General features: G+C 56.9%; 11 protein-coding genes. 8 read left to right on the top strand and 3 right to left on the bottom strand.

Features of this window, described 5'->3' with window-relative positions; all coding sequences use genetic code 11:
• Positions 1-216 precede the first annotated feature (216 nt).
• Together GOV91_RS00845 and GOV91_RS00840 are read left to right on the top strand one after the other, a co-directional pair.
• Complete coding sequence (locus GOV91_RS00845; RefSeq protein WP_171234111.1) at positions 217-1374, top strand: efflux RND transporter periplasmic adaptor subunit; 1158 nt, start codon at positions 217-219, stop codon at positions 1372-1374.
• A gap of 3 nt (positions 1375-1377) precedes the next feature.
• Positions 1378-4515 (top strand): efflux RND transporter permease subunit, encoded by a 3138-nt coding sequence (locus GOV91_RS00840; RefSeq protein ID WP_171234110.1) that lies wholly within the window; start codon positions 1378-1380, stop codon positions 4513-4515.
• A gap of 34 nt (positions 4516-4549) precedes the next feature.
• Here the strand turns inward: GOV91_RS00840 and GOV91_RS00835 are convergent, their stop codons facing one another.
• Both GOV91_RS00835 and glpD read right to left on the bottom strand, forming a co-directional pair.
• On the bottom strand, positions 4550-5095 hold the full coding sequence (locus GOV91_RS00835) for a DUF2087 domain-containing protein (RefSeq protein ID WP_171234109.1): 546 nt from the start codon (positions 5093-5095) through the stop codon (positions 4550-4552).
• 196 nt (positions 5096-5291) lie between these two features.
• Positions 5292-6869, bottom strand: a complete 1578-nt coding sequence (gene glpD, locus GOV91_RS00830; RefSeq protein WP_171234108.1) for a glycerol-3-phosphate dehydrogenase — start codon at positions 6867-6869, stop codon at positions 5292-5294.
• A 179-nt stretch (positions 6870-7048) separates the two neighbouring features.
• Between glpD and GOV91_RS00825 the strand changes: the two genes are divergently transcribed.
• From GOV91_RS00825 to GOV91_RS00800, 6 genes are all read left to right on the top strand, one after another.
• Positions 7049-7813, top strand: coding sequence for a DeoR/GlpR family DNA-binding transcription regulator (locus GOV91_RS00825; RefSeq protein ID WP_171234107.1), 765 nt, complete (start codon positions 7049-7051; stop codon positions 7811-7813).
• Positions 7814-7918: 105 nt separating this feature from the next.
• Entirely contained in the window at positions 7919-8074 is a 156-nt protein-coding gene (locus GOV91_RS00820; RefSeq protein ID WP_171234106.1) for a DUF5993 family protein, read from the top strand.
• A gap of 10 nt (positions 8075-8084) precedes the next feature.
• On the top strand, positions 8085-8660 hold the full coding sequence (locus GOV91_RS00815; protein WP_171234105.1) for a disulfide bond formation protein B: 576 nt from the start codon (positions 8085-8087) through the stop codon (positions 8658-8660).
• A 31-nt stretch (positions 8661-8691) separates the two neighbouring features.
• The gene (locus GOV91_RS00810; protein ID WP_171234104.1) at positions 8692-9054 is read left to right on the top strand and encodes a DUF3302 domain-containing protein; all 363 of its coding nucleotides are present in this window, start codon (positions 8692-8694) and stop codon (positions 9052-9054) included.
• A 21-nt stretch (positions 9055-9075) separates the two neighbouring features.
• Positions 9076-10221 carry an HlyD family secretion protein gene (locus GOV91_RS00805; RefSeq protein ID WP_171234103.1) on the top strand — a complete coding sequence of 382 codons (1146 nt, stop codon included), beginning with the start codon at positions 9076-9078 and terminating at the stop codon, positions 10219-10221.
• Between the two features lie 11 nt (positions 10222-10232).
• Positions 10233-11783: an efflux transporter outer membrane subunit gene (locus GOV91_RS00800; protein ID WP_254440572.1), complete on the top strand. Its 1551-nt coding sequence runs from the start codon at positions 10233-10235 to the stop codon at positions 11781-11783.
• 2 nt (positions 11784-11785) lie between these two features.
• On the opposite strand, the gene mprF is transcribed toward GOV91_RS00800, so the two are convergent.
• On the bottom strand, positions 11786-14395 hold the full coding sequence (gene mprF, locus GOV91_RS00795) for a bifunctional lysylphosphatidylglycerol flippase/synthetase MprF (protein WP_171234101.1): 2610 nt from the start codon (positions 14393-14395) through the stop codon (positions 11786-11788).
• Positions 14396-14407 lie beyond the last annotated feature (12 nt).

Genomic DNA, 14407 nt, shown 5'->3' with positions numbered 1-14407 from the left:
CGCGTGGCCCCTGTTTTGCTTTTGGGCATGATCAAAGTGAACACCTAACATGGTCAAAGCGAAGTAATTTTTCGCACCAGTGCCAACAGGTTCAGGCGTCATCACGCTTGAGAAACCATGTCAAAAAAGTCATCCTGATGCGAAGTTCTTCCGACTCGGGCCTCCAATACGGCGGGCCCGGCATCATTTGTTTCTGTCACGCACGAGGCTTTCGCCATGTTCCCAACACGTTTCTCATCCAACCGGATCAGCAGGCCTCTGGCCACAGCGTCCCTGCTGTTGTCTCTCGGATTGGCGTATCCGGTTGTCGCACAAGAGGAAGGCGCACCCCCCAAAGTCTCAATTGCGGCAGCCTATACCGAAGAAATCACGGATGAAGCCTCGTTCATCGGGCGTGCTCAGGCAATCAACAAGGTCGACATCGTGGCCCGAGTGAACGGGTTTCTCAACAGCAGGGAAGTCGAAGATGGCGCTACAGTCAAAGAGGGAGACCTGCTCTTCACCATCGAACCCGACCTGTATGAAGCGACGCTTGAAGCTCGCAAGGCCGATTTGAACCGGGCCGAGGCCAATCTGGAACTCGCCAAAGTCGATCTTGCGCGCAAGGAAGAACTTTACAAACGCGATGCCACACCAGAGTCGGAACGCGACATCGCGCGCGCCAACGAGTTGGTTGCAGAAGCAGAGGTCAAGGCAGCGAATGCCGCGATCCAACAAGCCGAGCTTGACCTGAGTTATACGCAGATCCATGCGCCATTTGATGGGCGTATCGGCAGCATCACGACCAGCGTTGGTGACGTGGTCGGTCCAACCAACCCTCCATTGGTCAATATCGTTAGCGAAACACCAATTTACGTGAATTTTTCCCTCAATGAAAAAGTATTCACGACGGTTTTGGAATCTTATGGCGAAAACTCGGCCTCTTTGGCGGAAAGCCCGCAAAGCCCCAATGTTCACGTGATCCTGCCAAATGGAAGCGAGTTGGATGAAACCGGAAAAATTGTCTTTGTCGATAACCGCATCGACCCTTTGACCGGCGCAATCAGGGTCCGGGCGCAATTCGACAATGCCGCCCGTCTGATCCTGGACGGTGCCTTCGTGACCGTACAAATCGAAGCACTGGAGCCAACCTTGCAAGTTCTGGTGCCTCAGGCCGCCTTGCAGCGTGATCAGCGCGGCGAGTTCGTTCTGGTGGTCAACGACAAGCAGATGGTTGAGCAACGCTACATCACCACCGGCGACGCTGTTGGCACGGCCATCATTGTAAAAGAAGGCCTGCGCGAAGGTGAAAGTGTGATTGTTGAGGGCCTTCAACGCGTTCGCCCCGGCGTGGCTGTTGACGCGGTCGTTGCCTCTGAACAGCCAGGAGAATAACTGATGTTCTCAGCCCTGTTCATTAGCCGGCCCAAGCTGGCGCTTGTCATCTCGCTTGTGCTGACCATCATGGGCGGCATTGGCTATTTGGTTCTTCCGGTGGCGCAGTTCCCGGATATCACTCCGCCCGTGGTCAACGTCTCTACCACTTACACCGGTGCAAATGCGGAAACGGTGGAAAACACTGTCGCTGCCCCTATCGAGGCGCAGGTCAACGGTGTGGACGACATGATCTATATGACGTCCAGATCGTCTGATAACGGATCCTATTCGCTGGATGTCACCTTCGAGGTCGGCACCGACCCCGACATCGCATCGGTCAACGTGCAAAACCGGGTGGCGCAGGCAATGTCTTCACTGCCAGCCGAAGTGACATCGTCGGGTGTGGTCACACAGAAATCATCGACCAACATGCTGATGCTGGTCACGTTGACGTCGCCCGATGGCACCTATGACAGCGTGTTCCTGTCCAACTACGCCTCGATCAATCTGCGAGACGCGCTGGCGCGTGTGCAGGGCGTTGGTAAGGCGGACGTTCTGACCAACCTTGAATACGCCATGCGGATCTGGATGGACCCGGACAAAATGGCCGCTCTGTCCATCACGCCGGGCGACGTGATCAATGCGATCCGCGAACAGAACATAGAAGTATCTGCGGGTTCGATCGGCGCCCCTCCGGTGCCCGAAGGGCAGACGTTTCAATACACGATCAAGTCCAAGGGTCGCCTCACATCCGCCGAAGAGTTCAGCGATATCGTGATCCGCACAGGTGAAGACGGCGCGATCGTGCGCGTGAAAGACATCGCCCGAACTGAACTTGGCGCGCAGTTCTATTCGGCCTCGGGCTATTTCCAGGCCGTTCCAGCTACTGTGATCGGTATCTATCAGGCACCCGGCGCGAATGCGCTGGCCGTGTCCGAGCGCGTGGAAGCCGAACTGGAACGCCTGTCCCGCTCCTTCCCGACGGACGTGGAATATGACGTGCCCTTCAACACCACCGATTTTGTCGAGGCATCTCTGAGTGACGTGGTCTCGACCTTGATCCTGACCTTTATTCTGGTGATTTCGGTTGTATTTGTGTTCCTGGGCAGTTGGCGCGCCACGATTATCCCGGCCGTCGCAATCCCGGTGTCTTTGATCGGGACCTTTGCATTCCTTCTGGCCTTCGGCATGTCGTTGAACACGATCTCTCTGTTTGCGCTGGTTCTGGCCATTGGAATCGTGGTGGATGACGCCATCGTCGTGGTCGAGAACGTAGAGCGCATCATCGCAGACGAAGGTCTGCCCCCTGCCGCGGCAACGCGCAAAGCGATGGGCCAAATCACCGGTCCAGTCATTGCAACCACACTGGTGTTGCTGGCCGTGTTTGTACCGGTAACTTTCATGCCTGGCATTTCGGGACGATTGTATTCACAGTTTGCTGTCACTATTTCGACCGCGGTTGTGATTTCGTCCATCAACGCCCTGACTTTGTCCCCTGCACTCTGTGGGCTGGTTTTGCGTGCGCGCTCGGGCCCGCCCAAGGGGCTGCTGGCTGTCTTCGAAGGTTTTATCGGCACAATGCGCAACGGCTATGTCGCCATTGTGCGCAAACTGCTGGTTTTTCCTGCCATTGCGCTGGCCATCGTGGTTGGACTTGGCATGGGTACAGGGACGATCATGTCGAACACCTCAGCCGGGTTCATTCCGCTTGAGGATAACGGCTATCTCTTTGTTGATGTCCAACTGCCCGACGCCGCCACGCTAGAACGGACCGAGGCCGTGACTGCACGCCTTGACGATCAATTGCGCGAAATCCCAGGTGTGGCCAGCACGGTTCTGGTCAATGGCTTTTCGCTGCTGAACGGCACGATCACCAATGGCGCTGCGATCTTCGTGAACCTCGACAACTGGAGCGAACGGCAAGAGGAAGACCTAAGCGCCGATGCGATCCTGGCCAAGGTCCTTGCCATCTCCAATGCCGAATCCGCGGCCTCGATTGTGGCCTTCAACCCACCGCCTATTCAGGGCTTGGGCATGTCGGCTGGTGTCGAGATGGAGGTACAGCAAACTGGCGGCGGCTCGCCTCAGGATCTGGCCTCAGCCGTGGGGTCCTTTGTCTATGCTGCGAACCAGCGGCCCGAGATTGGGCAGGCTTACACCACCTTCAGGGCCAACGTTCCACAGCTATTCGTGGATCTGGATCGTGAAAAAGCCAAAACGCTGGATGTGTCCGTCGCCGAGGTATTCCAGACGATGCAGGCACAGCTTGGATCGTATTATGTCAACGACTTCAACCTGTTCGGACGCGTCTATCGCGTCATGATACAGGCTGATGGGACCTATAGGGACAATGTCGATGATATTGCGAACCTTTATGTCCGCTCGCAAAAGGGCGACATGGTTCCGCTGGGCACACTGATTGACGTTGAAAACGTGTTGGGGCCGGTTCTGTTGAAGCGACATAACCTGTTTCGCTCGGCCACAGTGACGGCGGTACCCGCACCAGGCCTTTCCAGTGGTGACGCTATCACAGTGATGACTGAGGAATCGGCCACCGCCCTACCCCCTGGTTACACGTTCGAATGGACCGGTACGGCGCAGCAACAGCTGGCCTCAGGCAGTCTGGTGATCATTATCCTGGGCCTCGCAATCCTGTTCGGATACCTGTTCCTGGTGGGGCAGTACGAAAGTTGGACATTGCCGGTTTCGATCCTGTTATCTGTGGTCGTGGCCCTATTTGGGGCGGTTGCGGCTGTCGCTATCGTCGGCAGTGACATCAACCTTTATACGCAAATCGGCATGATTATGCTTGTCGGGCTGGCCTCAAAAAACGGTATTCTGATCGTTGAGTTTGCAATGGAGCAACGCGCCAATGGCCTGTCAATCAAAGAGGCCGCAACCGAGGCTGCGCATCAGCGTTTCCGCGCCGTGATGATGACCGCCCTGTCCTTCCTCTTGGGTGTTGTGCCCCTCTTGGCGGCGAACGGAGCCGGTGCTGCAAGCCAGAAAGCGATTGGCGTGGCGGTGTTCGGCGGCATGTTGGCGGCGACGCTGATTGGTGTGATCGTGGTTCCGGTGCTCTATGCCCTCATGCAAAGCATGAGGGAATGGCTGAAGGGCAGCAAAAACGATCCCGGCCCGTCCGAGACTGCCACCTGAGCCTCAAAAACCCCGCCTCACGGCGGGGTTTTTCTTAGTGTGATCTTGCGCGACGACGTGTGGTAACCTCGTGGATCACCTGTTTTGCATCGGCTGGGGGTGCCTGCTCGATTCTGCGATACTCTGATCCGTCCCTGCGCCGTGTAAGCAGCCCGCAAGAAATCATCGTGCGCCGCAAGGTGGCCGGATCGTCAAAGCAATGTTCGGCGTTGAGGCACGCGTTAACCTCGGCCTCATGCAAGGATGCACCTGAGGGTAAAGCGGCCCAAACAGCCCAGAGTGCAAGGTTTTGCACCGAACGTTTCGAAGGCCAAAGCTGCAACCTGCCGTTTGAATCGAACAAACGCAGTGCGCGCTCCACTGCTCGCGCATTGGGTGGTGGTGGGTCCGAGCGCGCCTGCAATCGGCGACTGGCGGCGCTGTCGGCTCGCATATGTTGCACATTCTGATAACCGGCTGCGCGTGCCACCATGTTCATCAGTTTTAAGTGCGAAGGGCTGGCCCCTCCCAACTGGATGGCCAGGGTACGAACAAACGGGGTTAGATCATCCACATGCAAAGGGACTGGTGTCTTGCTCATCACACATCCATATCGGGCGTTCTGCGCATTCGTTGGCCGCTGACCTGACGAAGCAACGCCCTGAGTGTTGCGATGTCAATCCTATCCTAAAGGCAGGTTTAGCACTCTGAAACAGAGCAGCGACGCCTCGGTGTCTGCCGACCGTGCCCGATGGCTAGCATAACAGCGGTCGATCGCCAAGGGGCATGCGCCCCTGTTACGCGGCGCGGCGCTCGGCCATCCAACTATCGATCCGCGCGATCTGTTCGTCGTTAAGCCGAAGCCCCAGCTTGTTGCGTCGCCAGACGACGTCTTCGGCGGTGCGCGCATATTCCTTGTCCATCAACCAAGCGACCTCTTGGGCGGTTAGGGTTGCGCCAAAGTCTTCACCCAGGTCAGACGCTTGTTTAGCGCCAGCAATAACTGCGGGCGCCTCGGTCCCATAGGCGCGGATCAACCGAGCTGCCCATGCTGCGTTCAGAAAAGGATATCCCGCCAGCAGTTTGCTTTTCAGTGCATCTACGGCATCCACCGGAAAGTCGCCGCCGGGCAAGGCAACTCCGGCAGTCCAGGGTTTGGGCAGGTCCGGAAAGAACTCAGCCACCTTTTCCAACGCGCTTTCTGCGAGCCTGCGATAGGTGGTGATCTTACCTCCAAATACGTTCAGGACCGGTGCCCCACCCTGAGAGTCAACTTTCAGCGTGTAGTCGCGCGTCGCTGCTGTCGCGCTGCTAGCTCCATCGTCATACAGCGGGCGCACACCGGAATAGGTCCAGACAATATCGTCGCGGGTCACGGCGCGTTGGAAGTATTTCGAGGCGAAGGCGCATAGATACTCCTGCTCGGCCTCGGTACATACCGGCGCGGTGGACGGATCCGGATGATCCTGATCGGTTGTGCCAATCAGGGTGAAGTCCTGTTCATAGGGAATGGCAAAAATAATACGGCCATCTTCACCCTGAAAGAAATAGCACTTGTCGTGATCGTACAGCCTGGGCGTCACGATATGGCTGCCGCGCACCAGCCTGACGCCCTCGCGCGAGTTCACGCGGATCTTCGTCTGTATGATGTCGCCGACCCACGGGCCACCTGCATTGATCAGCATTTTCGCCTGAATTACACGGGTCTGATCGCTGTCACGATCCCGAACAGTTACCCTCCACAGATCGTCCACCCGCTCGGCCGAAATCACCTCGGTCCGCACCATGATCTGCGCACCACGCGCCTCAGCGTCGCGTGCATTCAGAACCACCAGGCGGGAATCCTCGATCCAACAATCGGAATACTCATAAGCCGTTTCGAACCTATCCTGCAGAGGGGTTCCTTCTGCGGCCGTGCGCAAGTTCAGCGACGTGGTTCCGGGCAGAATTTTGCGCCCGCCCAGATTATCGTACAGGAACAACCCCAACCGGATCAGCCAGGCCGGGCGCCGCCCGCGCATCCACGGCATAACCGTGCTGAGCAATCGCGATGTCGGAGTCTCGGAATCGAACCGCATATCTGCGTGGTAAGGCAATACAAAGCGCATCGGCCAGCTGATATGAGGCATGGCCCGCAGCAGGGTTTCACGTTCGATCAGTGCCTCGCGAACAAGCCGGATTTCAAAAAACTCAAGGTATCGCAGCCCGCCATGAAACAGCTTGGTCGAGGCCGAAGACGTAGCAGACGCCAAATCGTTCATTTCCGCAAGCATCACGGACAGGCCCCGCCCAGCAGCGTCCCGTGCGATGCCACAGCCATTAATGCCGCCACCAATGATGAAAAGGTCTGTGATCTGATTATCCGTCGGCTGCATATCCCTTGATTCCTCGCAAGGCCTGATCAGGCGTATTAGCCAGAATACCATTCGCATGGTCAATGTTTATGTTCGTTTATTTTCTTTTTGCAACGCTGATATGAAATTTTCACAGCCCTTCTTGCCAATTTCCTAGAAAAGAACAAAAACGAAAGAGCGCATTGCTTTGGATCTGCCCCATGTCTCTTTCGTTCCGCCAATCCGACATTCTGGACATTGCCAGCATTGAAGGGCGCGTCACGGTCGAAGGGTTGGCCGAGCGGTTTGGCGTCACCGTACAGACGATCCGGCGCGACCTGACGGAACTTGCGGATGCCGGGAAACTTGACCGGGTTCATGGCGGCGCGATTCTACGCTCGGGCGTGTCTAATATCGGTTATGACGACCGGCGCACGCTGAATGCGGATGCCAAAACCCGCATCGCGCAGACCTGCGCCTCGGATATTCCGGATGGTGCCTCAATCTTCATGAATATCGGCACCTCAACCGAGGCTGTAGCACGGCAATTGCTGAGCCATAAGAATCTGATGGTCGTGACCAACAACATGAACGTCGCCAACATCCTGATTGAAAACCCCGACTGCGAGATCGTCGTGGCGGGCGGCGTCTTGCGACGTTCGGATGGCGGGCTGATCGGCAATCTGACTGTTTCGACGATACAGCAGTTCAAGTTTGACCTGGCCGTCATCGGATGCTCGGCACTGGATCGAGACGGAGATCTGTTGGATTTCGACTTCCAAGAGGTTCAGGTCAGCCAAACGATCATCGCACAAGCACGGCGTACCTTTCTGGTGGCAGATCACTCAAAGTTTCAACGTTCAGCCCCTGCGCGGATCACCTCGATGTCCGAAATCGACAGGATTTACACAGACGTTCATCTGCCGGGTGATCTGCCGCAACACTGTCGGGAATGGCGGACAGAGGTCATTCTCTGCGCGCAGTAGCTTTCACGCTTCAACGTTTGGGTGAATTGCGCAGCTTGTCAGATGCCGTCCGGCCTGACACTATTCACTGCAATTATAATGTGCACGGGAGGGAAGGACCGGGCCATGATTGCGTTATTGTTTCTGCTGTTTACCGTCACAATGGGGCTCAACTATTTCAACCTGACAAAGGCCGGGGGCGTGCTGTTTTTCGCCACGTTGGCGCTCAGCATCTATTGGTTGAAATTCCACGCCACCAGCCAATTGACCATTCAACTTTAAGGGGACCGTTTTGACACCTGAACTGTCCCGAACCCTCAATGCGATCGGAATGCTTGCTGTCAGTCTCGTTCTGGTTCTGGCATATGTTTACCAATTTGCGCTCTATGAACTGCCCTGCCCGCTTTGCCTGTTGCAGCGGGTCGGTTTTGTGGCCGTGGGAGTTGGGCTTGGCCTGAACCTGCTATACGGCGCAAGACCCCACCATTATGCGATTGTTCTGATCGCTGCACTGTATGGGGTCTCGGTTTCGATCCGTCAGATCCTGCTGCATATCGTACCCGGAACAGGCCATTACGGATCACCGGTTCTGGGGCTTCACTATTACACATGGGCAGCAATCGCCTTCTTCCTCGTCTTGCTGGGCACTGCAGTCATGCTGTTGTTTGAGCGTCAGTACAACCACGACGCGTCAGCAGAGCCGAAATTTGGAGGCAACAAACTGGCCAAAACTGCCTTTTTCGTCATGCTGGCGCTGGCTGTGCTGAATGCCGGGTCAACCCTTCTGGAATGCGGCCCCGGCATCTGCGCTGACCCGCCGACAAGCTACAAATTGATTGACGAACTGGACGCGGACGACGGAGGATAAGACAACCTTCGCCCGAAGAGGAGGCACGAGCATGGGACTATTGGGGCAGCCGTTAGGCTACTATGACTATCTGACATTTGTTGCGTTGATCCTGCTTCTTGCAGCGGTGATGGGTGTGTTTCTGTTTCTCATGGGGCTTCCGGGACGGATCGCGATCAAGCGCAATCATCCGCACGCAGAAGCTGTCAAGATCATGGGATGGATGGGGTTTCTGGCCGTGGTTCCTTGGGTTCATGCCTTTATGTGGGCATTTCATGACGGCATCACTGTCGACATGCGCCGGGGCCCCGATGAAGAGAAAGACTCCATTCGCGACGAAATCAAACGTCTGGGCGGCAAGGTCAGGCCTGAGTATCAGGATCGTCTGGACACAGACGATACGCAGAAAAGCTAAGGCCGAAGGAAATCAGCAAACATGTTCGTCGCCCTTGGCATCACTCTTTTTTACATCATTTTTGTCTGGCTTATCTTCTTCAAGCTGGAACTTCTGAAATTCAATATTGCCTGGGGCATCGTCTCGTTCTGGGTGGGCGCGCATCTGCTGCTGATCTTTCTGGTGGCGCTTCGGTTTTTTCAGCCCTTCTCGGCAGACAGCCATGTGGTGCGTTCGACCATACAGATCGTGCCCAAACTGACGCAGCCAACAATATTGACCGAGGTACTGGTCGAGCCGAACACTCAAGTCACAAAAGGCGATCCGCTTTATCGCTTTGATGACACGGTGTTTTCTCTGGCGGTGGACAATGCAAAGGCCCAACTGGTCGCGGCCGAGCAGAATGCCAAAATCCTGGAACAGGATGTGATCGCGTCGACCGAAGCTGTGGAACGCGCAAACGCGCAACTGGCCTATGCGCAGACCCAACAAGCCCGCTATGAGAACCTAGTGCCCGCTGGCGGAGCGCGGCAAGACGATCTGGACCGTTGGAACGAGCAGGTGACCGAAGATTTGGCTGCCGTCAAACAAGCGCAGGCCAATCTGGAAAAGGCACAACTGGCTGTGGAATCGCAGATTGACGGCGTGAACACGGGTATTCTTCAGGCTCAGGCCCAATTGGCCGAGGCCGAGTACTTTCTAGAAAACACCACCATCTATGCGCCTGAAAACGGGATGATCGTATCACAGCAGGCACGTCCCGGTCTGGTTGTCGGCGACGTCCGATTGGGCGCAATCGCGAGCTTCGTGACCGAAGACAACCCCTATATCCTTGCCACCTTCCGTCAACAGAACCTGAAATTTGTCGAACCAGGACAAGAGGTTGAAGTAGCGCTGGACCTCTATCCCGGTGAAATCCTGACGGGCAAGGTCGAGGCGATCTGGTGGGCCACCCGGCAAGGGCAACTCATCCCGTCGGGCCGCCTGCCGGGTTTTGAACTGCCTAAACTGCCCGGTCGGATCGCCGTACAGATCACGGTCGACTTGCCTGAAGGCCACACTTTCCCTGCTGGTGGCCATGCGGCCGTAGCGATCTATACCGGTATGGGCAAAAGCTTTGAGTTCCTGAGGCGCATCAATATCCGTCTCTATTCCTTCGCCAACTTCATCCGCCCGCTGGATATCTGAGGATGCGTGCCATGACACTCCGCCAGTTGCTGGGAACTGCCCTTTGCGCTGCTACTCTCGTGGCTTGTGCGCCAGTGGGGCCGGATTTCGTGCGCCCGAACTCTCCGGTCGTGAAGCAATGGATCGAGGTGAACACCCCCAGCACCGGCCAAGGCGGCCTGACATCGCGCAGCGCGCCCGTGGTGAAATGGTGGGAGACGTTCAATGACCCCACCCTCAACAAGCTGATTGCGGAAGCTTATGCGCAAAACCTGACCCTTCAGGTTGCGGGTGCACGTGTGTTGCAGGCCCGTGCACAGTTGGGCATCGCATTTGGTGAGCTTTACCCGCAATCCCAGGCCATTGGCGGGTCGTTGCAGCGCCGACAAATCAGCGACAATCTTGGACCCATCGCCGATATCAACCGCATCATTCCGCTGGATACGGAATTCTCGACCTCGCAAGTCGGCTTTGATGCCCAGTGGGAGCTGGATGTCTGGGGCGCGCAGCGGCGCGGCGTGCAGGCCGCTCGGTCCAACCTGGCACTGCAGGTCGCCAACTACGACGACGCTTTGGTGACACTGACCGGGGATGTGGCGGCATTGTACGTCAATATTCGTGCGCTACAGGAATCGCTGGCGGTCGCCCGCGAAAACATCAAGTTGCAGCAGGAATCTGCAGATCTGACCCAATTGCGTTTCAACAACGGTGTCACCACCGAGTTGGACGTGCAGGAAGCCACCGCCCTTCTCAACAACACCAAAGCTTTGGTGCCCGAGCTGGAAAGTGACTTGCAACAAACCAAGAATGCCCTGGCCGTGCTGTTGGGTGTAACGCCATCCCGGATGACCAGCCTGTTGGGGAACTCGGGCCGCATCCCGTCCGCGCGGACAAATGTGGCCGTGGGTGTACCCGCCGAACTTCTGCGCCGCCGCCCGGATGTGCGGGCCGCGGAGCTGGCCGCAGCAACGCAATCCGCGCAAGTTGGTATCGCGATGGCGGATCTGTATCCGCAATTCGTCCTGTCGGGGGCAATTGGCCTACAGGCTTCGGGCGGGCGCGACCTGTTCAGTGGCAACAGCACTACCGGTCTGGCCAGCGCCGGTGTGGTCTGGAACGTGCTGAACTATGGCCGCATCAAGAACAATGTCCGCGCGCAGGATGCCGCCTATCAGGCGCTGATCGCCAATTACCAGAACACCGTGCTGACTGCGTATTCCGAGGTTGAAAGCGCCATGGTCGCTTATGCGCAGGCACGCAAACAGGTTGGGTTCTATCAGCAAAGCGTCGACGCTTCGCGCAAGGCGGCTGACATTGCGGTCAGCCAGTACACGGACGGCATTGCCAGCTATTCGCGTATTCTGAACACGCAAACCGCGTTGTTACGCTCGCAAGCCAATCTAATCGAAGCGCGTCAGCAAGTGTCCAGCAATCTTGTCGCGGTTTACAAGGGGTTGGGCGGCGGTTGGCAGATCCGTCAAAATCAGGAGTTTCTGCCCGAGACCGTGTTGGCCGAAATGGCCTATCGTACCGACTGGGGGGATCTGCTGCAGAAAACCCCAACCGGTGCCAGCCTGAACTGAACCTACTTTGTCAGTCCGCGCAGCCCACCCGAAATGAGAATATTGACCTCATACAAGATACGCGGCGCGGCCAACCCGCCGGGGCTGGCCAGATAATTCGGGCTCCATTCCGGGTCGAACTTCTGCTTGAAGCTGCGCAAGCCTTCGAAATGATAAAACTGTTCGCCGTGCTCATAGACGAACCCGCCGATCCGGTTCCACAGCGAAGCATGCTGCCGGTTTTCGATGCCTGAAAACGGCGCGGCCCCCAGCGAGAACCAGTGAAAACCCTGCTCTGCACCCCAAACCATCATCTCGGCAAACAGCGCATCCATCACAAAGCTGGGGCTGTCCGGCTCATACCGCATCAGGTCCAGCGACAGTTCGGATTTGTTGCCGCCTTGGAATAGGTTGGCGAACGCCTTGATCTTGCCTGTGTTTCCATCGCGCAATACCGCGTGGTCGAAATAAGACAGGTACTGATCGTCAAAGCCCCCAAGCGCAAATCCTTTTTCGGCGCCGGCCTTTTGCTTGAGCCAATGGTCTGAAATCTCGCGCAATTCTGGCAAGACAGGTACCAGTTTTTCCTTTGGGATAATCTCGAACACATAGCCTTCCCGCTCGGCCCTGTTCTTGGCCTGCCGGAACCGTTTGCGCGACTTTCCGTCCAGCGAGAAATCTTGCAGCGGCACCCGCGCGACCTCACCAATTTTCAGGATCGACAGGCCCAAATCCAAAAAGGTCGGCAGGTATTTGGTCGAGACACTATAGAACGCGCACAGCTTTCCTTCACGGTCCGCCATTTCCCGAAGCTGCCAGATCAATTGGCGGCCAGCGGCCTCATCCCCCACCGGTTCGCCTTTTGAGATGACCGCGTTGCCGGTATCGGCATAAGCGATGAAGGCCGTTTCATCCGGTGAGATCAGGAATTGCTTGTCACCGGTCAACGAGATCTGGGATTCAGTATCATCACTCTCCATCACCAGACGCTCGACGACTTCGGGAATTTCGGTACGTTGCGGTGTCGGGATCTCACGCCCAAACAATGAGTTCACAGCGACCACGCCAACGATCACGGCAACAGCGAGGCTCGAGCGTAAAAAGCGAGAGGCGTCGCCATTCCATGCAAACTCCCACCACAAAGCGTTTTGGTATTCCACATGGGAATACGCGAACAGCCCGATCCAGAAGATCACGGCAAGCAGCACCACGACACTGATCAGCCACGGGATGTTCAGGCGGAAAATTGATGCCCCACTGACCCGGTAGAACGCGCCACGGAACAAGGCCAAAACGCCTATCGTTCCCAACATCGACACCGCTTCGTGCATGTCTAAGCCCTTGGCAAGCGAGGCAAAGAATCCTGCCACCATCAAAAGCATCGCAACTATCCAAGCGCGGTAGAGCTTGCGGAACAATCCGCGTGACACCAGCAAAAGCAGAACTCCGATGGCGCTTCCTACCAGATGCGAGGCTTCAACAAAGGACAGCGGCAAAACGTCTTTCAAAACACCAAGGTTCTGTGAAACGGCAGGCAGCGCCCCTGACACCAGCAGGATCACCCCAGCCACCGCTGCGACTCCGGCGGCAACAATGGGCACCATTGGGCGGATGGCCCGGTATACCCAGGTCGCGGCCCCACTTATCCTTTGGCGTTGCGTCAGCGCCGACGCTACCGCAATTGACAGGCTCGCAACAACAAACGGGACAAACGTGTAAACCACACGATAGAGCAGCAGCGCGGCAATAACATCCGACCGCCCCGATGCACCCAGCCCCGCGATCAGCGTAGCCTCGAACACGCCAATCCCGCCCGGAGCGTGGCTGAGGATGCCCACAGCAATGGCCGCGATATAGATTGTGAAGAAGTACGGATAGCCAACCCCCAGATCGTCCGGCATCAGAACATAGAGCACCATGGACGCGCCAAACAGATCGCCGATCGCGGCCAGTGTCAGAAGGCTGGCAAGCTTTCCACCCGGCAAATCGAAACCAACGCCTGCGAAGGACAACCGCCTGCCCCCGCGCGACAGCCAGATAAACAGGACGACCAATGCCCCCAGCAGCGACAGCCCGATGACTGTTTCCACCGTCGGGCTGACCGGCACCACCTTGGATATGCCGTCAGGATGCAGGGTCAACAGCAGGCCCAGTATCAACACCAGCCCCATCCAGAACGCCACCCAAGAGGTCGCGATCACCCCGGCCACACGTCCCAGATCCAGCCCCAGCGACGCATAAATCCGGTACCGGATCGCAGTACCGGTGATGTAGGAAAAGCCAAGACAATTTGATACGGCGTAACCACTGGCCCCTGCCATTCCAGCCACAGGCAAGGGCACTTTGCCCTCTGCCACGCTTTGCACCGCAAAAACATCATAGAGCGACAGAGAAAGAAAGCTGAACGCCGTCCAGCAAAGCGCAAAGAGCATCAGCTTCCATGACGTTCCAGCGATATCGGTCTGCACATCCGACCATTTCACATGCGCCGACAGATCGTGCAAAACAGTCAGGGCGATTGCGGTGATCACAACGGGTATTGCGATGCGCAGCCAAGGCTTTTCCAGCATCGCCGTCATACGTTCCGCCCAATGCACAGCCAGAGGTTCGTCAGTTTTCTGCGAAGTGGTCATCCTGCACGTCCC

Origin of the sequence: Ruegeria sp. HKCCA6837, from assembly GCF_013034475.1 — a bacterium.
Taxonomy (GTDB): domain Bacteria; phylum Pseudomonadota; class Alphaproteobacteria; order Rhodobacterales; family Rhodobacteraceae; genus Ruegeria.
This window is presented reverse-complemented; position numbering and strand designations above follow the sequence as displayed.

Coding starts and splice junctions, on each gene's coding strand:
- GOV91_RS00845 (WP_171234111.1), top strand. CDS start 217: ATGTTCCCAACACGTTTCTCATCCAACCGGATCAGCAGGCCTCTGGCC.
- GOV91_RS00840 (WP_171234110.1), top strand. CDS start 1,378: ATGTTCTCAGCCCTGTTCATTAGCCGGCCCAAGCTGGCGCTTGTCATC.
- GOV91_RS00835 (WP_171234109.1), bottom strand. CDS start 5,095: ATGAGCAAGACACCAGTCCCTTTGCATGTGGATGATCTAACCCCGTTT.
- glpD (WP_171234108.1), bottom strand. CDS start 6,869: ATGCAGCCGACGGATAATCAGATCACAGACCTTTTCATCATTGGTGGC.
- GOV91_RS00825 (WP_171234107.1), top strand. CDS start 7,049: ATGTCTCTTTCGTTCCGCCAATCCGACATTCTGGACATTGCCAGCATT.
- GOV91_RS00820 (WP_171234106.1), top strand. CDS start 7,919: ATGATTGCGTTATTGTTTCTGCTGTTTACCGTCACAATGGGGCTCAAC.
- GOV91_RS00810 (WP_171234104.1), top strand. CDS start 8,692: ATGGGACTATTGGGGCAGCCGTTAGGCTACTATGACTATCTGACATTT.
- GOV91_RS00805 (WP_171234103.1), top strand. CDS start 9,076: ATGTTCGTCGCCCTTGGCATCACTCTTTTTTACATCATTTTTGTCTGG.
- GOV91_RS00800 (WP_254440572.1), top strand. CDS start 10,233: ATGACACTCCGCCAGTTGCTGGGAACTGCCCTTTGCGCTGCTACTCTC.
- mprF (WP_171234101.1), bottom strand. CDS start 14,395: ATGACCACTTCGCAGAAAACTGACGAACCTCTGGCTGTGCATTGGGCG.